The sequence below is a fragment of the Bacteroides sp. AF34-31BH genome (assembly GCF_003602795.1).
Classification (GTDB): domain Bacteria; phylum Bacteroidota; class Bacteroidia; order Bacteroidales; family Bacteroidaceae; genus Bacteroides; species Bacteroides uniformis.
Genome location: NZ_QTLV01000007.1, coordinates 74,426 through 94,343 on the forward strand (window position 1 = coordinate 74,426; position 19,918 = coordinate 94,343).

Genomic DNA, 19,918 nt, shown 5'->3' on the forward strand with positions numbered 1-19,918 from the left:
ATTGAAATTCCTTATGAACCAAGCTCTTATTACATCTTTGACCGCGGTTATAACAACTTCAAAATACTGTATAAAATTCATCAAATTGAAGCCTACTTTGTTGTCAGAGCAAAAAAGAATCTCGGGTACAAATCCATCCAATGGAAACGTAGGCTGCCTAAGAATGTGCTTTCAGACGCGAGTGTACTTCTGACAGGATTCTATCCTAAACAATATTACCCAGAGCCACTTAGGCTGGTTAAATATTGGGATGAAGAACAAGAACGAGAATTTATATTCATAACCAATGCGATGCATATATCTGCGCTTCAAGTTGCTGAACTTTATAAAAATCGCTGGCAGGTAGAGCTGTTTTTCAAATGGCTCAAGCAGCACCTTAAAATCAAAAGATTTTGGGGAACTACAGAGAATGCTGTTCGAATACAGATATATGCTGCTATATGCGCTTACTGTTTGGTGGCAATCATTCAACACGATATGCAACTGAACAGAAGTACATATGAAGTGTTACAAATACTGAGCATCTCATTGACTGATAAGACTCATCTGAGAGACCTCTTTGATAAAACTAAATTTCAAAATGACAAAGAACGATTCGGACCAAATGGGCCAAGTTTGTTTAATTTTTAATTCGTCCCAATTTTAATGGGACACTAATGACTGAATATATATATATCAAATATCAAACTTTGATATATTAATTTCACTTGTCAGAAACCAAACACAGTTAAGCAAAAAGAAACTTTATATTAGATTTCATAACAAAGCATTCATCCGCAAATTCTAAAAGATTCTTTTTTTTCCTCAAAAAAAGTTTGAAGTTCCAATGCTATATAACTTTCCAACTTTCATAAAACAGGCTACAATCAATACTCAAAAAAGAACCAGAGGAACATTAACAGCCTCCAACAAATACTTCTGGGCGACCTTATCATCGAAAGTAAAGCCAGTGTTCACATCAGGAAAGACTTTCTTTCCAGCTATTTGCAATGTACACAAAAGCTGTTTAGCAAACAACGTATCTTTATAAATAGCATGATGATGATGCCACATAAAAATGTCACAATCAGTCAACTGGTCAATAATATCATATTTATAGGCATCAACCACCTTATATGGAATATGATTATCCCGACAATATTCAATCCAAGCATCCGAAAAAGAGCCTATTCTATGATGTATTGCAATTTTCATAAACAGTTGTCTTTATAACCTTCCATCAACAGCCGTCTTATCAAACACACCTTTCACATCAAACAAAATAAATGGTTCTTTTAGAAGATGATCCAACTGCAGATGGAGAAATTCTTTATGTGCCACAGCCAAAATTACAGCATCAAACTTCTCTTTCGGCAATTCATTTACAGCCTCAATGCTATACTCATTCTTCACCACTTTAGGATTAGCCCATGGATCATATACTGTGATATTCACATTATATTCTTTCAGTGAATTATAGATATCAATCACTTTCGTATTGCGAACATCCGGACAATTCTCTTTGAATGTAAAGCCAAGTATCAATATGTTAGAATTTAATACCTGGATACCTTTCTTCAGCATCAACTTCACTACTTGATTGGCTACATATTCTCCCATGCCGTCATTCATACGACGACCGGCAAGAATAATTTCCGGATTATATCCAAAGGTTTGTGCACACTGAGCCAAATAATAAGGATCAACACCTATACAATGACCACCTACCAAACCCGGCTTAAACGGCAAGAAATTCCATTTTGTACTTGCAGCTTCAAGCACATCCTGCGTGTCAATACCCATACGGGTAAATATTTTAGAAAGTTCATTAACGAAGGCAATATTAATATCGCGTTGAGAATTCTCAATAACCTTTGCAGCTTCTGCCACTTTCATCGTAGGAGCCAAATGAGTACCTGCCGTAATAACCGAGGCATATATCTCATTCACTTTCTTACCTATCTCAGGAGTAGAGCCGGAAGTTACTTTCTTAATCTTCTCCACTGTATGCAATTTGTCTCCCGGATTAATGCGTTCAGGTGAATAACCTGCAAAAAAATCAATATTAAATCTCAAACCGGACACTTTCTCTACCACCGGAATACATTCATCTTCAGTTACGCCTGGATATACCGTTGATTCGTAAACTACGATGTCCCCTTTTGAAATCACCTTACCCACGGTAGTACTTGCCCCATAAAGAGGAGTCAAGTCAGGATTGTGGTTCTTGTCTACAGGAGTAGGAACGGCCACCACATAAAAATTACAATCACGAATATCTTCAATATCAGCTGTACAAATAAATCCGTTGGCTATGGCTGACTGCAATAATTCATCCGATACTTCCAGCGTAGCATCATGCCCTTTCATTAACGCATCTACCCGTGCCTGATTCATATCAAACCCTACTGTTTTGTATTTTGTAGAGAACAAACGGGCCAAAGGAAGCCCTACATAACCGAGTCCGATTACGGCAATTTTTACTTCATTCATACCTATGAATAATTTTGTTTAGTTAATAGAAGATTAAATATTATTCCAATACCACAGCACAGCCCCTTTCAACCCTTCGCGCATATTGAATTTAGGATTATATCCCAATAATTTTTTAGCCTTATCAATGCAAGCCAATGAATGAGGAATATCTCCTAAACGGTTAGGGCCATGCAGTATTTCAATATTTGCAATTTCTGAATCGAACTCACTCAAAAATTCTTTCAAATAATCTACTAATTGATTCAGAGTTGTACGCTCACCATAAGCAGTATTATAAACTTGGTTGACTGCTTCAGGATTAGTAGTAGTCATGGCAAGCATATTCATTTGGATGACATTATCTATGTAAGTGAAATCACGGCTGTACTCACCATCCCCATTAATAATCGGACTCTCATGAGCCATCAATTTCTTTACAAATAGAGGAATAACAGCAGCATAAGCCCCAAACGGGTCTTGACGACGGCCGAAAACATTGAAATAGCGCAAGCCTATGCACTCCATACCGTATGTGCGAGCAAACACATCCGCATACAGTTCATCCACATATTTAGTAATGGCATAAGGTGACAAAGGCTTACCGATTACATCTTCCACTTTAGGTAGAGATTTGCTATCACCATAAGTAGATGAACTGGCCGCATACATAAAGCGTTTCACTCCGGCATCACGGGCAGCAACCAGCATATTCAGGAAACCACCGATATTGACTTCATTCGTCGTTAACGGATCCTTAATAGAACGTGGAACTGATCCAAGAGCAGCCTCATGTAATACATAATCCACTCCTTCCACTGCCTTTTGACAATCGGATATATTACGTATATCTCCAACTATCAGTCTAAAAGTTTGCGGATACTGATTTAATAAAGGAAGAAGATTTTCTATTTTTCCGGTAGCAAAATTGTCCAGACAGACAACGTGATAATCGTGAGCAAGCAAATGCTCACAAAGGTTGGAACCGATAAAGCCGGCTCCACCTGTTACTAAAACTGTTTGCATATATCTATATTATTCAAAATCAATCTTCAACTTCCTCAAACGGATAAGGATTCTCCTCAATATTCCTCAACTCCTTCACCAACTCCACTTGCTCTGCCGTCATGACTTCCTTACCCCAACCATCTATAATAGCATGAGCTTCCTGAAGCAAAGATTCCTCATAAACCTCGCCATACGTATAAGCCAACAAGCGGACTTTGAGCAAAGAAGCCGGAAGCCGACCCAAAACCTCACAAGCACGATTCAAGGCAGTCTGTTTCTTTTGCTCCTTATCCCCATCATCATAGATGGTAGCATTATACCCCATCAAAAGAGCCAGACATATATTCGCCTCCTCTGCAACATCGGAACTTTGAGCAGAAAAAAGAGAATCGGACTTAACAAGCACTTCCTTATTCAACCGGCAAAAAGTGTCGGAATAGACCGGATTACCGTCCATACCAAGATACATCAGCTCATGAGCTGCATGCTGAAGCTCAAGAGCACGGGAAGTTAAATCATTCATTATTATGATATATGATTAAAATATAAGATTATACTTATTTAGAAGTCACCCGATTATTTTCAGATAGGATTTGGGGACTTTGACACTTGCAGTCAAAAGGTCTTTAATGCGGATAACAACATATGTTTTATTGGCTTCGACGGCAACCTCACCTTCAATACCACTGAGTTCGCCTTTGATAACTTTTACTTTATGCCCAACAGTAAGAATTTCGCTATCAAGACTGACACCGTCAGGATTCAAATCCATTACGAACATAAAGTCCTCCATTTGCTTATCCGGTACCACTAGCATGGAATGTGTAGCAAGGTCTTTCATATAAAAAAGGGGGACATTATAGATGTTGGATATATCGCAGGCTGTCTGCTTGGTGGAATGAACAAATACCAAATTGCGGATTACCGGAACTTCGCTACGCTTACGCCGATACTTCAATTGAGAAATGACAAAGCGCGTGGGGAGATAATAGTCAAGCTCCAAATGCTCTTCCGATTTAAGTCGGTCCAAAGATTTCCGGACTGTGAATTCCTGCTTGTCACGGGTGCGAGCCGCAAACCAATATTTCTGTTGTTCAGTCACTTAGAAATTTTCTTTCGAATGAATTAGCTCAGTTCCGGGTGCGCTTCGCGGTTTGAACGAGACATTTTCCCACCCAAACCGTATTGTACACTTTTGCAATGATAATAAGCTATTAAAGAAGATATTAGACTCATAAAAGTGTCCAATAAACGTTCGTTTAATAAACGTCTATTTTTAAGAAAATAAGTAGAGGCATAAAAGTTAAAAAGGAACAGAACTTTAATATGTTAAATGTTAGACGTACACTGCTGCAATTCAATATATTAATATGAAACAGAAATCACTTTGGGAATATTTTTATTAAACATTTTGTTAGTTCAAAAAATACAGCTTATCTTTGCGTTCATTAAACGAACGTTTAAAAAACACCTCATCATTTCCAATATATCATTCTACATTCCAACATCTTACCCTCATAAATGCATTATTGAAGTTTCGTAAATATACCTACTGATAAATGGGAATTTATCGCACAGAACGCAAGTGAAATAAAAGCCCACTTCCATAACCTATGGAGAGAGTGAAAGCCCATGGATTTCTATCTAAAACAAAAGCATTACTTTACTTTTCGCCCTTTGTTTGTCCACTGTTGCATAGGGAATTAATAACGCCTAACGGCCATGAACAGCTCTGCTAATGGCCATGAAGCAATCGTTTAACGACCATAAGCAGGGTTGTTCATGGCCGTTAGGCGTCACTAACTCCAAGGCTTTTACAGATGAAGTACGTAGCCCGCGCCTATTGCGCACAAGGTGCAAACGTATTGTACAGCAACTTAAAAGACATCAGACTCCACTATTCATAGTCGGGCAAACTCGAAAATGCAGGAAAACTACACTGACCGATTTATGTAACCCACGCGCGGTATTATGTTAAAGGATAATAAGTTACGACAAAACTCAGGCGTTTTTGGCAGGTGGAAGCAAATTTTGCTTCCACCTTTTCAAGTTGCTTCCACCGCAGGGTAAATGCCGATGGATAGGGAGATACAGGAGATGGGTGGAAGTGTGGAAGCAAAGCAGATGCAAATTTATGTTTCAGCAACACGCCTTAAGTTTTAAAAAAGATGTAGTACAAAGGCATAAAATATAATAAGTGTTACAAATACACACTTTATGCCCCGATACTCTTGCAAATGTCGAAAAAGTCCGTACCTTTGCAATGTGTTTTTCATAGTATTAGATTTAAGGTTAACAAAGGTTGGAGTACAGCGGTACTCCTTTTTTTATGCCCATACGTACCGTCCCGGTTCTCCAATAAAATTTTCACATAAAATGCAAGGCAACTTTTTATATCCATTTAGTTTTTGGCTATCTTTGCACTGCTTTTGGCGGGCATAGGCACGCATAAAGCAGCTTAACTAACAATAAATCAATAATTAAAAACAGAAAATTATGGCAATGCATACATGGTTTGAATGTAAGATCCGTTACGAGAAAACAATGGAAAATGGAATGAACAAGAAGGTGACCGAACCGTACCTGGTAGATGCCCTCAGTTTTACGGAAGCGGAAGCACGCATCATCGAAGAGATGACGCCGTTCATTTCGGGAGAGTTCACCGTATCGGACATCAAACGTGCCAACTATAGCGAATTGTTCCCCAGCGAAGAGGAAGCTGCCGACCGCTGGTTTAAATGTAAGCTGGTCTTCATCACACTGGACGAGAAAAGCGGTGCGGAAAAGAAAACCTCTACCCAGGTATTGGTGCAGGCTGCCGACCTGCGTGATGCAGTGAAGAAACTGGATGAGGGCATGAAAGGCACAATGGCTGACTACCAGATAGCATCTGTAGCGGAAACAGCAATCATGGATGTATATCCGTACAGTGCAGAGCCTGACGACAAACCGGAAGTTTAATTTAAGTTATGAGTTATAAGTTATGAGTTATTATTGCGACCCATAACTTATAACTCATAACTCATAACTCAAAAAAAAGATGATTGCAGAGAATTTAAAACAAGTACTGAGCGAACTGCCTGAAAAGGTACGGCTGGTGGCTGTTTCCAAATTTCACCCCAACGAGGCGATAGAAGAAGCGTATCGTGCCGGCCAGCGTGTGTTCGGAGAAAGTAAGGTGCAGGAAATGACCGCCAAATACGAAAGTCTGCCCAAAGACATAGAATGGCATTTCATCGGGCATCTGCAAACAAACAAAATAAAATATATCGTTCCTTACGTAGCGCTGATTCATGGCATAGACTCCTACAAGCTGTTGGCCGAGGTGGACAAGCAGGCTGCCAAAGCCGGAAAAACCGTCAACTGCCTGCTACAGCTGCACATTGCCCGGGAAGAGACCAAGTTTGGATTCAGCTTTGACGAATGCCGGGAAATGCTGGCAGCCGGTGAATGGAGAGAGCTCAAGCATATCCGGATATGCGGATTGATGGGCATGGCCACAAATACGGACAATGACGAACAAATCAAAACAGAGTTTTGTTCTTTAAGTAGCTTCTTCAATGAAGTGAAAGCCAAGTGGTTTGCCGATGCAGAGTCATTCCGGGAACTGTCCATGGGAATGTCTCACGATTACCACGAAGCCATTGCAGCCGGGAGCACCTTGATACGTGTAGGAAGCAAGATTTTTGGAGAAAGAAACTATTAACCATAAAAAATCATTATCATGGCAACATTAGAAACTACTTTTGCAGGGCTGAAACTCAGAAACCCCATTATCGTCAGCAGCTCCGGACTGACAGACAGTGCCGCCAAGAACCAGAAACTATCTGAGGCCGGTGCAGGTGCCATTGTGCTAAAATCACTCTTTGAAGAGCAAATCATGATGGAGGCTGACTGGATGGGAGACCCGAATATGTATCCCGAAGGCAGTGACTATCTTGTAGGATATATCCGTGAACATAAGTTAGGCGAATATCTGAACTTGATTAAGGAAAGCAAAAAGGTTTGCAACATCCCCATCATAGCCAGCATCAACTGCTATCAGAATGCCGACTGGGTGGAATTTGCCGCCAAAATAGAAGAAGCCGGCGCAGACGCACTGGAAATCAATATCCTTGCACTGCAGACGGATGTACAGTATACATATGGAACCTTCGAGCAACGCCACATCGACATTCTGAGCCACATCAAGAAGACGGTCAAGATACCCGTCATCATGAAGCTGGGCGACAACCTGACCAATCCGATAGCTCTGATAGACCAACTGTACGCCAACGGCGCCGCCGCAGTAGTGCTGTTCAACCGCTTCTACCAGCCGGACATCAACATTGAGAAAATGATACAAGTATCCGGCAACGTATTCAGCAACGAAGCCGATTTGTCTAAAGCCCTGCGCTGGATAGGCATCGCTTCGGCAGCCGTAAACAAGCTGGACTATGCCGCTTCCGGTGGTATCCACTCGCCCGAAGGCGTTGTCAAGGCAATATTAGCAGGTGCTTCGGCCGTAGAGATATGCAGTGTGCTTTATCAGAATTCAGCTACCATCATTGAAGAATACATCCGCTTCCTCAACTTGTGGATGGACCGCAAAGGTATGGAAACCATCAGCCAGTTCAAAGGTATTCTGAACGTAAACGACCCGAAGGGAGTCAATACCTTCGAACGTACACAGTTCTTGAAATACTTCTCTTCACATGAATGAGACAAAAGACTGACAAGAAGACAATAAAATTGAAAGGGTGATAACACTACAATGACGTTATCACCCTTTCATTTTATACTATACCGCTATCTTTTTATTTCTTCTTATCCAGCGCCTCAAAGCAGGAATTCTTGCTCACGAACTCCGGAACAATATCCTTCATGGCAGCAACAATTTTCATCTGGTCATAGGTGTAACTTACATCAATCAGTTTCTGAATACGCTCCTTCACCTCGTCATAGTCATACTCACGCACCGTAGCAATCATAATCTTCTCATGATAGGTGGGCTTTGTAAGCTCCTTCACATTCAAGAGTTCTTCGTAGAGCTTCTCGCCATGACGGAGACCGGTAAATTCAATCTTCACATCCGTACGTCCGGAAAGGCTGATCATACGCTTGGCAAGGTCCACAATCTTCACCGGCTTACCCATGTCGAAGATGTAGATTTCACCGCCGTTGCCCATACTGCCGGCCTCAAGAACAAGGCGGCAAGCTTCGGGAATGGTCATGAAGTAACGGATTATCTCAGGATGGGTCACTGTCACCGGGCCGCCACGCTGAATCTGGTCGCGGAAACGGGGAATGACAGAACCGTTGGAACCCAGCACATTGCCGAAACGCGTAGTGATGAACTGAGTGGCATGGCCTCCCTCCTTCTGCAACTTCTTCGCAAGAGACTGCACATAAATCTCGCAAATACGCTTGGAACAGCCCATCACGTTTGTAGGGTTAACAGCCTTGTCCGTAGAAATCATCACAAACTTCTCGGCACCGTATTTCACGGCAAGATCGGCAACGGTGCGCGTGCCGAATACGTTCACCTGGATGGACTCGGAAACGTTGTCCTCCATCATCGGCACATGCTTGTAGGCGGCCGCATGGAAAATATACTGGGGCTTGAACTCCCTGAAGATATCCTCCATGCGCGTGGCATTGGAGATGTCGGCTATGATGGTCTCGGCATCGATGTCGCGCCAACGGTCCTGAAGTTCCAGACGGATGTCGTGCAGAGGGGTCTCGGCCTGGTCCACTAAAATAAGTTTATAGGGATTGAACGAAGCCACCTGGCGCATGATTTCACTGCCGATGGAGCCGGCGGCGCCCGTAATCATCACACGCTTGCCCTCCAGATGAGAGGCAACCTTATGGATATCTATCTCGATAGGATTGCGCTGAAGCAGGTCCTCAATCTGAATTTCCTTCAACTGTGTGCGGCTCAGCGCCTGGCCGTTCCACTCGCTCAAGGGAGGCGCGGTCATCAGTTTGATGTTGTGCACCAGCAGGCGGTCAGCCATGTCGGACTTCTTCAGTTCCTCCATCTTGGCAGGAGAAATGATGATGGTCTGCACATCGCGGTCGTTCAGCACATCAATCAGCGTATCATCGTTGGGGAACACCCTGACACCCATCATCACCTTGTTGATAAGCTCAGGTTCGTCCGCAATGAATCCGCGCAGACGGTAGTGGTTGCGCAGATTGACACGCAATGCCTTGGCAATGTTGACCCCGGCTTCCTTGGCACCGTAAATGAACACATTGGCACTATGGGTGCCGTCGAAGTTCAGCGCCTCGAAGAAAGTCTTGACAATCACACGGGAGCATGCCATCATGGCAAAGCTGATGATATAGGACATGAACAGCACGCTGACCGGAGCCAGGTTAAACTCCAAATAGCTTTCCGTCAGGACGCTCGTTATCATCAGCAGTGCATACGACACCGTCAATGACACAAAAATGCGCATGATATCCACAAAGGAGGAAAAGCGCAGTACATTGGAATACGTACGGAAAACACGGAAGAAAATCAGGTTGACAGCAACCGTCCATAAAATGGTCTTGTCAATGGTAGATGATTCCAGAAAAATGCTTCTGAAATCATATCGGAGAGCATAGGCCAACAGACTGGATATGACGATGATAAATACATCAATTAACAGAATAGTCCATATCGGAAGCACTTTCGCGGAAAGATACCGATGAAAAAAATTTCGCTTCATTTCGCTTGACAGTTTTGTTTTAGGCGAGGCAAAGATACACTATTTTAGTCAAAACAGACAATAAATCGATAAAAAAATGTTATAACAATTATTTATCGTCTATAAAGAAACTATCCCGCCTCCCCCGTTTTAACAGTCAGAAAGCGGGATAGAAATAGTTTTGCCCCAGAAAATGCGGTATCCGCTACATCAGATTACTTGCCAACTCGCTCAACTGGCTGCGCTCCCCTTTCACCAGATTGACATGGGCAAACAAATTCTGGTCTCTCATGCGGTCTATCATATAGACAAGCCCGTTGGACTGACTGTCCAGATAGGGTTGGTCTATCTGCTGAATATCACCGGTAAACACCATTTTTGTACCTTCGCCGGCACGGGTGATGATGGTCTTAATCTCATGTGGGGTCAGGTTCTGGGCTTCATCGATAATACAGTAGGTTTCGCTCAAGCTGCGCCCACGGATAAAAGCTAATGCCTCGATGACCAATTGTTCACTTTTTTGCATATCCTCCAAGCGTTTCACTTCAGAGGAATTGGCAGCGAACTGATGCTTGATTACATTCAAATTATCGAACAAAGGCTGCATGTAAGGAGCCACTTTCTCATTGGCATCACCAGGAAGGAATCCAAGGTCTTTATTGGATAAGGCCACGATGGGACGTGCCAGAAGAATCTGCTTGTAGTCGGTAAGTTTTCCCAATGCGGCGGCCAGTGCCAGCAGGGTCTTACCGGTTCCCGCCTTACCGGTCAGGGCAACCAGCTTGATATTCGGGTCGTTCAGCACCTCAAAAGCAAAGCTCTGCTCGGCATTACGCGGTTCAATGCCATAGTTCTTTGTCTTGTTGACCCGGCAAATCGAATGGGTAAAGGGATTATAACGCGCAAGCACACTGCTGCGGTCACTCTTCAGCACAAAGCATTCGTTGGGACGAATGATGTCCTTAAAATCGAACTCGTTGATGTCCAGTCCTTCTTTGGAAGAATAAATGCGGTCTATCAGCGCAGGGTCAATACCCTCGAACACTTCATTCGACTTTTCGAATATATCCACATTGATTACCTTATCATTGATGTAGTCTTCGCACAGCAGACCGATGGAACGCGCCTTCATGCGCAGATTCACGTCTTTCGTGACAAGGATGGTTTTCATTTTAGGCTTTTTGGTGGAAAGCCAGTCCACTACCGACAGAATCTGATGGTCGGGGATGCGTTCGGGAAAGGAATCACGTACTCGGGGAGAGTCCACCATGCCTGCCACCACAAACAGACGGCCTAAGCCCTCTCCCAATGGCGCCCCTTTGGTGAACAGATTATCATCGGTAATCAAATCAAGCTCACGGACGAACTCACGCGCATTGAAATTAATCTGCTCATTACCTTTCTTGAATTTGTCCAGTTCTTCAAGGACTACGATGGGAAGATAAATGTCATTCTCTTGAAAATTCTTCAAACAGTTATAATCGTGAAGAATCACATTCGTATCAATCACAAAATTTTTCTTAGCTCCCATACACGTTAGATTTAAATTGTTAATACCTTTGCATAAGCTTAAGATAAGCTACACTGCAAGCAATTTCAAGCAAGCTTGATTGCGTTCGGTCTGCATTATCTTTGTCGCTTTTAAAGATAACAAATTAATAGGGAGAAAGGATTGCTTCTCCGTTAAATATTATAAAAGATGGATTATCAGGACACTTTAACTTACTTATATAACAGTGTGCCCATGTTTCAGCAAGTGGGCGGCTCAGCATACAAGGAAGGGTTGGAAAACACTCTGACCCTGGACGCACACTTCGAACATCCCCACCGCAGTTTCCGCAGCATTCATGTGGCTGGTACCAATGGAAAGGGTTCCTGCTCGCATACGCTTGCCGCCATACTGCAAGAGGCAGAATACAGGGTCGGGCTCTATACCTCGCCCCATCTGGTGGATTTCCGGGAGCGCATCCGGATTAACGGACAGCCTATACCCGAGGAATACGTCATCCGTTTTGTAGAGGAGGAACGTGGCTTCTTCGAACCCCTCCATCCCTCTTTCTTTGAGCTGACCACCGCCATGGCCTTCCGCTACTTTGCCGATGAAAAGGTGGATGTAGCCGTAATCGAGGTGGGACTAGGCGGACGCCTGGACTGTACCAATATCATCCGTCCGGATGTATGCATCATCACCAACATCAGTTTTGACCATACCCAATTCCTGGGGGACACCTTGGCAAAAATCGCAGGAGAGAAGGCAGGAATCATTAAAAGCGGCATCCCCGTTGTAATCGGTGAGACCACTCCCGAAACGAAACCGGTATTTCTGGAAAAAGCACAGACAACAGGTGCTCCCATCTACTTTGCCGAGGAGAATGACCGTGAAGACTATCCCGGAATAGAATACGAACTGAAAGGACTCTACCAGCAGAAAAATGCCCGGACCATCCTCACCGCCCTCCCGCTACTGAAAGAAGCCGGCTACCGGCTGGACGGACAAGCAGTGCGCAGTGGCTTTGCCCGTGTGGTGGAACTGACGGGCTTGATGGGACGCTGGCAAAAACTGCAGGACTTGCCCACCCTGATTTGTGACACCGGCCACAATGTGGGAGGCATCACCTACATTACAGAACAACTGAAACAGCAGGCTTACCGCCAGCTACACATCATCATAGGCATGGTGAATGACAAGGATATACGGGGGGTACTGGCCCTGCTGCCCCGGGAAGCGACCTACTACTTCACCAAAGCCAGCGTGAAGCGAGCATTGCCCGAAAGCGAACTACAGGAGCTTGCCGAAGCAGCAGGTCTGGAAGGACATTGCTATCCTGATGTACCTGCCGCCGTGCGGGCCGCACAAGAAAAAAGCCTCCCGGAAGATTTCATCTTCGTGGGAGGCAGCAGTTTCATTGTGGCCGACTTGTTAGCGAACCGCGATGCACTCAATCTCTACTAAGGCATCTTTGGGCAACGCCTTCACTGCCACAGCCGAACGTGCCGGGAAAGCACCGTCAAAATAAGTGGCATATACCTTGTTCATATCAGCGAACAAGGACATGTCTGCCAGGAAAACGGTTGTCTTCACAATATTTGCCATGCTCAGACCTGCCTCTTCCAGGATATGCTTTATATTCTCCAAGGACTGGCGGGCTTGCGCTTCAGCACCTTCAGCTATCACTCCGGTAGCTGCATCAATAGGCAACTGACCTGATACAAATACCATTCCGCCGGCTTCGATAGCCTGGCTATAAGGGCCTATGGCGCCCGGTGCCTTCTGGCTGCAAATCACTTTCTTCATGATTGTCAAAGTTTGTTTTTATTAATAATCGGGTCTATTTTCTTTTTTCTCATAAAAAAATCCGAAGTATATGCAGTATTCCGGAAATCCACGCATTTTATAAATAAAACAACGTAATTTCACTCATAACCTGTTATACCTAGACTTAACTCATTTAACACGGGGGAGTTCCCCAAAACAGAGGCTCTGCTTGCGAAAGCAGAGCCTTTATTCTATCCCATCCCTTTACTTGCAATGCTTCTCAATCAAAGCATCCACATTGGGGTCACCCAATTCCTTTGCCTTGGCAAAGCTGGCACAAGCTTCCTTGTCCTTCTTCATCTGCAGCTGGGCGATACCCATCAGACGGTAGGCCTCGGCATACTTAGGGTCTTTCTCCAGAGCAGCCTTCAGCACATTCAACGCCTCTTCGTAACGTCCCACGCGAAGATTCACCACTGCCAGTTCGGCACGGTAAGTCAAATCCTCCGGATTCAGTTCGATGGCTTTCGCCATATCGTCCAGCGCACGCTGGTACTGCTTGGCCTTCAAAGCAGCCTGCTCACGGTAATAGTAGAACATGTCGTTCACTTTACCGTTCACGGCATTGTAATAGGCGTCATAATCCAGCATGGCATTACGCGCCTGGTCTGCATTCATACGGGCTTGGGCACGCTCCAGCAAGTAAGGGGCGGCTTCCTCCGTATAGGGCTGGGTAAAGCGGGCCACACAACTGTCCATCAGAGCCAGTACCTCCTCGGCAGGCGCCTGCATCAATTCCTTGGTCTTGGCGGCACTGAAGAAGGTGGCCGGAGAGGCCAGAATGGTCTTATTCACTTTATCATAGCTGGTAAATGCCGACGGATAGTCCTGCTTGGCAAACTGGATGTCACCCTCCAACTGGACATAAACCGGAAGCTCGTCAATGGCTATCGCTTTCCGTACCTCGTCCAGAGCCTTGTCGAGCGACCAGTCCTTATAAACTTTCTCGGGCTTGCCCAATGCATAATTATAGATTATCTTGGCCCGGTTGTAATACACATCATCTTTCTTTGCGGCAACCTCCAAAGCCTTATCCATATCTGCGGCGACCTTATCCATGGAAGCATCTTCACGGGACATGAACAGATGCTGGGAAGCACGGCGCAGATAACCGTCGGCACTGGCAGGATATTGTGCAATGAAATCGTTCAGAGTCTCCATATACTTCTCCGGAGACAGTTGGGAAGAAGCCATGTAGAGGAACACCAAAGCCTGCTCTTCGGTATCGGGCAATGCCTTCTTGATACCGATGCCCTTTAATGACATATCTCCATAAGACAATGCGGAGATATTCTGCGACATGGCGAAATTGGCATCAATGGCATAGCAGATGGTAGCCGTGTCTTGTCCGGAGGACTTCTGCGCAAGGCCGAAGACCTGCCCGTCCACAGTCATCAGCGGACAACTCACCATCTTGTCCTTCAAACGCATATCAAGTGTATAATAGGAATAGTTACCGGAAATCTTATCAGCTTCCTTTACTTTCCCGGCAGTGAAGGAACGGTCCTTCTGGGTGGAATAAGGCAGCAGATATACATCCGCACCGACGGCCGGAGCCACAGCAGCCAAAGTGAGTGCCGTGACTTTCTTTCCGGGGATGCCGACACGGAACTTGACAACATCGTACATGTCATCAGCTCCCATAATGGCCTCCACCGGCATCTGTGCCCCGTCCGAGCTCATCACAACGGCGCGCCGGGCACCTTTGAACAAGGTGTAGTCAGAAAGCGCAACGCCATCTTCAGTGACAAAAAAGCCGTTTCCAGTATTCAGTATCTTATCGTCCTGGTCGTAGGTCACCACCGAAAAAACGGCACGTTTGGCTTTGTCTACCCACTTCGGGGCTTGTGCCACACTCCACTGAGCCAATAAACAGAGAGTGAGCATCAACAGCAATTTCTTTTTCATATCTTAGTTGGTTCTTTGTTTTACCGCTTCATAAATCAAAATGCCGGCTGCAACGGAAACATTGAGGGACTCGATGGTTCCCAACATGGGAATCTTCACCCACTCGTCACACAACGCCAGGTTGTCATAGGACACCCCCTTGTCTTCGGCACCCATAATGATGCACATCGGACCGGTATAGTCGGCTTTGGTATAGTCGTAATCGCCTTTCTCCGTGGCTGCCACGATATGGAAACCACTATTCTTGAGGAATTGCAGGGTCTCTTTCAGGCTGTGTTCGCGGCAAACGGGCAAAGTGTGCAAGGCTCCTGCCGAAGTTTTCATGGCATCTGCGTTGACTGATACACTGTTCCGTGCAGGGATAATCACGGCATCTACCGCCGCACACTCGCAAGTACGGGCAATGGCGCCGAAATTGCGGACATCCGTGATGCCGTCGAGCATCACAAACAGAGGATTCTTGCCCTGCTCGAAAAGGAAAGGTACCAAGTCCTCCGTCTTCTGGTAAGTGACTGAAGAGATGAAGGCAATCACTCCCTGGTGATTCTTCCGTGTCACGCGGTTGATGCGTTCCACCGGAACGCGCTGTACCGGTATCAAAGTCCCTTTCAAGACAGCGAACAGCTCTTTTGACAAATCACTCTGAATGTCCTTCTTTACCAATATCTTGTCTATCTCTTTTCCTGCCTGAATGGCTTCTATCACGGCACGGACGCCGAAAATCATTTCACTGTTATCAACCATATATGGGTATTTACTATTTGACGATTTACTATTTACTATTTGATACTTCCAGCAATGCTCTGGCATTGTTCAGTGCGGCTTCGGTCAGCTTAGCGCCACTCAGCATATGGGCTATTTCTTCCACACGTTCATCGTCGGTCAGACGACGGATGTGACTGTTTGTTTCCGTCTCGTTGTCCTGCTTGTACACCTTATAATGGGCGCGTCCGCGGGCAGCAATCTGGGGCAGATGGGTGATACTGATTACCTGGCGGTCCTGCTCGCCCATCTCCTGCATGATATCCGCCATGCGGTCGGCTATCTCGCCGGAGACTCCGGTATCTATTTCGTCGAATACAATGGTAGGAAGCTTGACGGCACCGGCTATCATTGCTTTGATGGAGAGCATGACGCGGGCTATTTCACCACCCGAAGCTACGGAGGAGACGCTTTGCAATGCCCCGTTCTTATTCGCGGAAAACAAGAAGTTCACAGTATCCGCCCCGTGTATGCCCGGCTCTTTGCGGGCACCTATCTCTACCTGGAAACGGACATTGGGCATGCCCAACGGAACCAGCCGCGCAGCCATCTGCTTCTCCACTTCACGGGCAGCGGCAGTACGCGCCTTGGTGAGGACGGCAGCCTGCTTTTTCACCTTATTATATAAAGCGTCGCAACGCGCTTTCAGTTCCTCGATGTGCTCGTCGGACGAAGTGATGGCTGAGAGTTTGGCGGCGTATTCATCCGTCAACGCCAGAAGTTCACCGACAGTGGAAACGCGGTGCTTCTGTTGGAGCGTATAAATCAAGTTCAGACGTTCGTTCACTTCATCCAGACGTTCGGGGTTGAACTCTATTTCATCCTCCTTACCCGACACTTCCTGCGAAATATCCTTCAACTCGATATAAGTGCTTTCCATGCGTTCGGCAAGTTCCCCGGCAACCGGATAAACCCTCTGCAGGCCGAGCATCGTATTCAGGCATTCCTTCAGCCCGGACAACAAGCCTCCTTCGTCCGAGTAGAGCGTCTGCCCTACCCGATAGAGTCCGGCCTTTATCTCTTCCGCATGGCTCAGCGTATCTGCCTCTTGCTCCAGCTCCTCCTGCTCACCGGCAGACAAGTGTGCCTCTTCCAACTGTTCCAGTTGGAAACGGATATAGTCTTCGTCCGACTTATCCTGATTGGCACGGGCAACAAGGGCCTCCAAATCCTGCTGTGCCTGCTTCCATGCTCCGAAGATATGCTGGTAAGCAGACAAGGCCTCTTCGTTATGCGACAAGATGTCCAGTACATTCAACTGAAATCCTTCCTTGTTCAGCAATAGGTTCTGATGCTGGGAATGCACGTCAATCAGCTGTTCTCCCAGCTCCTTCATCTGAGCCAATGAAGCAGGCGTGTCATTGATGAATGCCCGGCTCTTGCCCGAAGCGGACACCTCGCGGCGCAGGAGGCATTCTTCCTCGTACTCCAACTCATTCTCCTCAAAGAAAGGCTGCATACCGTAAGCGGAAATATCAAAACGGGCCTCAATAATGCACTTCGAAGCTCCTACACGAATGGCTTTCACATCGGCACGCTGTCCCAGCAGCAGACCGATGGCACCCAGAATAATGGATTTTCCAGCACCGGTCTCACCCGTTATCACCGAGAAACCGCTGCTGAAGCTGATATCGAGCTTTTCAATAAGCGCATAATTCTGTATGTAAAGCGAACGCAACATAAGGATATTGACGATTTGACGATTTACTATTTACTATTTAAATCTTTCACCAGACGGTCTACGATGTCGGCAGCCACTTCGGCTTTGGACTTCAAGGGGTAGTCCGTCTTTCCCTGGTGGTCTATGATACTGATTTTATTGGTATCGCAACGAAAACCGGCTCCCTTGTCGTTCAGGGAGTTCAGCACGATGAAGTCCAGATTCTTGCGGTTGAGCTTGTCTTCCGCATTCATCTGCTCGTTATGAGTCTCAAGGGCAAAGCCTACGAGGAGGCGCCGTTGGTGCTCTGTATCGTTCTTCAGATTGCCTAAGAAAGCGGCTATGTCGCGAGTAGGTTTCAAGTTCAAACTCATCTCCCCGGTCTTTTCACGCTTGATTTTCTCATCCGCCACTTGTTCGGGGGTGTAGTCTGCCACGGCAGCCGTCAAGATGGCGGCATCGGCATGGACAAAGGCGGCGGATGCAGCCTCGAACATCTCCTGCGCCGACTCTACCGCATGGTACTGGTGCATCGGGAAGTAAGTGCCTTGCTGCACCGGACCGGCAATCAGTATCACCTTGGCCCCTCTGGCGGTACATTCATCTGCCAGGGCAAGTCCCATCTTGCCGGAAGAATAGTTGCCGATGAAGCGCACCGGGTCTATCTTCTCATAAGTAGGTCCTGCGGTTATCATCACTGTCTTGCCCACCAGGTCGCCATCTTTGGCAGCAAAGTACATTTCCAGGTGGCGGATGATATTCTCCGGCTCCTCCATACGGCCTTTCCCCACCAGATGGCTGGCGAGTTCTCCCGTAGCAGGTTCTATGATGTGGTTTCCATAAGAGCGGAGTGTATCCAGATTCTTTTGGGTGGAAGGATGGGCATACATGTCCAGGTCCATGGCAGGCGCCACAAACACCGGAGCTTTGGCGGAAAGATAGGTGGTAATCAGCATATTGTCTGCCACGCCATTCGCCATCTTGCCGATGGTGGAAGCCGTAGCCGGGGCTATCAGCATGGCATCTGCCCACAGACCGAGGTCCACATGGCTGTTCCAGGTGCCATCGCGTTGGGCAAAGAACTCACTGATAACCGGTTTGCTGGTCAGGGCAGAGAGCGTGATAGGGGTAATAAATTCTTTTCCGGCAGGCGTAATGACCACCTGCACCTCTGCACCACGCTTAATCAGTCCGCGAATAATATAGCATGCTTTATAGGCGGCAATGCTGCCCGTAATGCCCAATACTATTTTCTTCCCTTTCAGTATATTTGCCATTTATTTCTGAGTCATTTCACGCAGACGTATCTTGGTCAGCGTGGCTTTGGTATTCAGGGTAAAATCACTGTTCAGAATCCAGCTGTAATAGCCGGGATCGCGCTTCAGGACATCGGATACCGACATGCCCTTGTACTTGCCGAAGTTGAATACTTCCACACCTTTGTCATCGTAGACCATACGACCGGCAAAGTCCACATTCTTGTTGAAGCTGGAATAGTCGGCAAGGAAAGCCACGTCATTCTGCAACTCCGGATAGCGGTCCAACTGCGACATCAGCACTTCGTAGGTGGCACGTGTATCAGCCTCTGCCGTATGGGCGTCTTCCAAATTCTTGCCGCAATAGAATTTATAGGCAGCAGACAGCGTGCGTTGCTCCATCTTGTGGAAAATGACCTGCACGTCCACAAACTTGCGGCGGCTCATGTCAATGTCCACACCGGCACGAAGGAACTCTTCCGCCAGGACGGGGATATCAAAACGGTTGGAGTTGAAGCCCGCCAAGTCGCATCCTTCAATGTCATTGGCAATGTTGCGCGCCACTTCCTTGAATGTGGGGCAGTCGGCTATATCGGCATCGTAGATGCCATGAACGGCAGATGCTTCGGCAGGAATGGGCATTTCGGGGTTGATACGCATGGTTTTGGACTCCTCATTCCCGTTGGGATATACCTTGAGGTAACAGATTTCGACAATTCGGTCTGAGTTGATATTGGTACCCGTAGTCTCCAAATCAAAAAAGACTATCGGATTTTTCAGATTCAATTTCATTGTTTTTTCGTTTTATAAGCTCTGGCTATGAGCTATAAATTATAAGTTTAACTTACAAGCCACGAGCTACAAGTACCGTGCGGCA

18 protein-coding genes are annotated in these 19,918 nt (G+C 46.1%); 5 read left to right on the forward strand and 13 right to left on the reverse strand.

From position 1 onward, the window contains the following. The coding region (locus DWZ67_RS20440) for an IS4 family transposase (RefSeq protein ID WP_243635162.1) at positions 1-630 on the forward strand (630 nt) is incomplete at its 5' end. 243 nt (positions 631-873) lie between these two features. On the opposite strand, the gene DWZ67_RS12170 is transcribed toward DWZ67_RS20440, so the two are convergent. From DWZ67_RS12170 to DWZ67_RS12190, 5 genes are read right to left on the reverse strand one after another with little or no spacing between them, the layout of a single operon-like run. Next, positions 874-1,194 (reverse strand): hypothetical protein, encoded by a 321-nt coding sequence (locus DWZ67_RS12170; RefSeq protein WP_009038227.1) that lies wholly within the window; start codon positions 1,192-1,194, stop codon positions 874-876. A gap of 12 nt (positions 1,195-1,206) precedes the next feature. Further along, positions 1,207-2,472: a nucleotide sugar dehydrogenase gene (locus DWZ67_RS12175; RefSeq protein ID WP_120028686.1), complete on the reverse strand. Its 1,266-nt coding sequence runs from the start codon at positions 2,470-2,472 to the stop codon at positions 1,207-1,209. A 33-nt stretch (positions 2,473-2,505) separates the two neighbouring features. Continuing rightward, positions 2,506-3,477 carry an SDR family oxidoreductase gene (locus DWZ67_RS12180; protein WP_009038225.1) on the reverse strand — a complete coding sequence of 324 codons (972 nt, stop codon included), beginning with the start codon at positions 3,475-3,477 and terminating at the stop codon, positions 2,506-2,508. Between the two features lie 19 nt (positions 3,478-3,496). Continuing rightward, positions 3,497-3,982, reverse strand: a complete 486-nt coding sequence (locus DWZ67_RS12185; protein WP_117652577.1) for a UpxZ family transcription anti-terminator antagonist — start codon at positions 3,980-3,982, stop codon at positions 3,497-3,499. 45 nt (positions 3,983-4,027) lie between these two features. Next, positions 4,028-4,561, reverse strand: coding sequence for a UpxY family transcription antiterminator (locus tag DWZ67_RS12190; protein ID WP_117652578.1), 534 nt, complete (start codon positions 4,559-4,561; stop codon positions 4,028-4,030). A gap of 1,394 nt (positions 4,562-5,955) precedes the next feature. Here DWZ67_RS12190 and DWZ67_RS12200 point away from each other — a divergent pair. The 3 genes from DWZ67_RS12200 to DWZ67_RS12210 all read left to right on the forward strand — a co-directional run bounded on the left by DWZ67_RS12200 (position 5,956) and on the right by DWZ67_RS12210 (position 8,161). After that, complete coding sequence (locus DWZ67_RS12200) at positions 5,956-6,420, forward strand: DUF4494 domain-containing protein (RefSeq protein WP_005831367.1); 465 nt, start codon at positions 5,956-5,958, stop codon at positions 6,418-6,420. 79 nt (positions 6,421-6,499) lie between these two features. Continuing rightward, positions 6,500-7,165, forward strand: coding sequence for a YggS family pyridoxal phosphate-dependent enzyme (locus DWZ67_RS12205; protein ID WP_087333023.1), 666 nt, complete (start codon positions 6,500-6,502; stop codon positions 7,163-7,165). Between the two features lie 18 nt (positions 7,166-7,183). After that, positions 7,184-8,161 (forward strand): dihydroorotate dehydrogenase-like protein, encoded by a 978-nt coding sequence (locus DWZ67_RS12210; RefSeq protein WP_009038219.1) that lies wholly within the window; start codon positions 7,184-7,186, stop codon positions 8,159-8,161. Positions 8,162-8,255: 94 nt separating this feature from the next. On the opposite strand, the gene DWZ67_RS12215 is transcribed toward DWZ67_RS12210, so the two are convergent. Continuing rightward, positions 8,256-10,160, reverse strand: a complete 1,905-nt coding sequence (locus DWZ67_RS12215) for a polysaccharide biosynthesis protein (protein WP_120027306.1) — start codon at positions 10,158-10,160, stop codon at positions 8,256-8,258. A 184-nt stretch (positions 10,161-10,344) separates the two neighbouring features. Continuing rightward, positions 10,345-11,670, reverse strand: a complete 1,326-nt coding sequence (locus tag DWZ67_RS12220; protein WP_005832353.1) for a PhoH family protein — start codon at positions 11,668-11,670, stop codon at positions 10,345-10,347. A gap of 168 nt (positions 11,671-11,838) precedes the next feature. Between DWZ67_RS12220 and DWZ67_RS12225 the strand changes: the two genes are divergently transcribed. Beyond that, a complete protein-coding gene (locus tag DWZ67_RS12225; RefSeq protein ID WP_009038218.1) occupies positions 11,839-13,092 on the forward strand; it encodes a bifunctional folylpolyglutamate synthase/dihydrofolate synthase in 1,254 nt (417 codons plus the stop codon). On the opposite strand, the gene DWZ67_RS12230 is transcribed toward DWZ67_RS12225, so the two are convergent. The 6 genes from DWZ67_RS12230 to DWZ67_RS12255 form a co-directional block, all read right to left on the reverse strand. Further along, a complete protein-coding gene (locus DWZ67_RS12230) occupies positions 13,060-13,434 on the reverse strand; it encodes a RidA family protein (protein WP_009038217.1) in 375 nt (124 codons plus the stop codon). The genes DWZ67_RS12225 and DWZ67_RS12230 overlap by 33 nt on opposite strands. 225 nt (positions 13,435-13,659) lie before the next feature. Continuing rightward, positions 13,660-15,363 carry a serine protease gene (locus DWZ67_RS12235; protein ID WP_057256435.1) on the reverse strand — a complete coding sequence of 568 codons (1,704 nt, stop codon included), beginning with the start codon at positions 15,361-15,363 and terminating at the stop codon, positions 13,660-13,662. A gap of 3 nt (positions 15,364-15,366) precedes the next feature. Beyond that, positions 15,367-16,107 (reverse strand): 23S rRNA (guanosine(2251)-2'-O)-methyltransferase RlmB, encoded by a 741-nt coding sequence (gene rlmB, locus DWZ67_RS12240; protein ID WP_005831382.1) that lies wholly within the window; start codon positions 16,105-16,107, stop codon positions 15,367-15,369. Between the two features lie 28 nt (positions 16,108-16,135). Next, the gene (gene recN, locus DWZ67_RS12245; protein ID WP_087333018.1) at positions 16,136-17,806 is read right to left on the reverse strand and encodes a DNA repair protein RecN; all 1,671 of its coding nucleotides are present in this window, start codon (positions 17,804-17,806) and stop codon (positions 16,136-16,138) included. A 26-nt stretch (positions 17,807-17,832) separates the two neighbouring features. Beyond that, entirely contained in the window at positions 17,833-19,062 is a 1,230-nt protein-coding gene (coaBC, locus tag DWZ67_RS12250) for a bifunctional phosphopantothenoylcysteine decarboxylase/phosphopantothenate--cysteine ligase CoaBC (protein ID WP_005832361.1), read from the reverse strand. Continuing rightward, positions 19,063-19,833, reverse strand: coding sequence for a 3'-5' exonuclease (locus DWZ67_RS12255; protein ID WP_005831385.1), 771 nt, complete (start codon positions 19,831-19,833; stop codon positions 19,063-19,065). It abuts the gene before it with no gap. Positions 19,834-19,918: the final 85 nt, after the last annotated feature.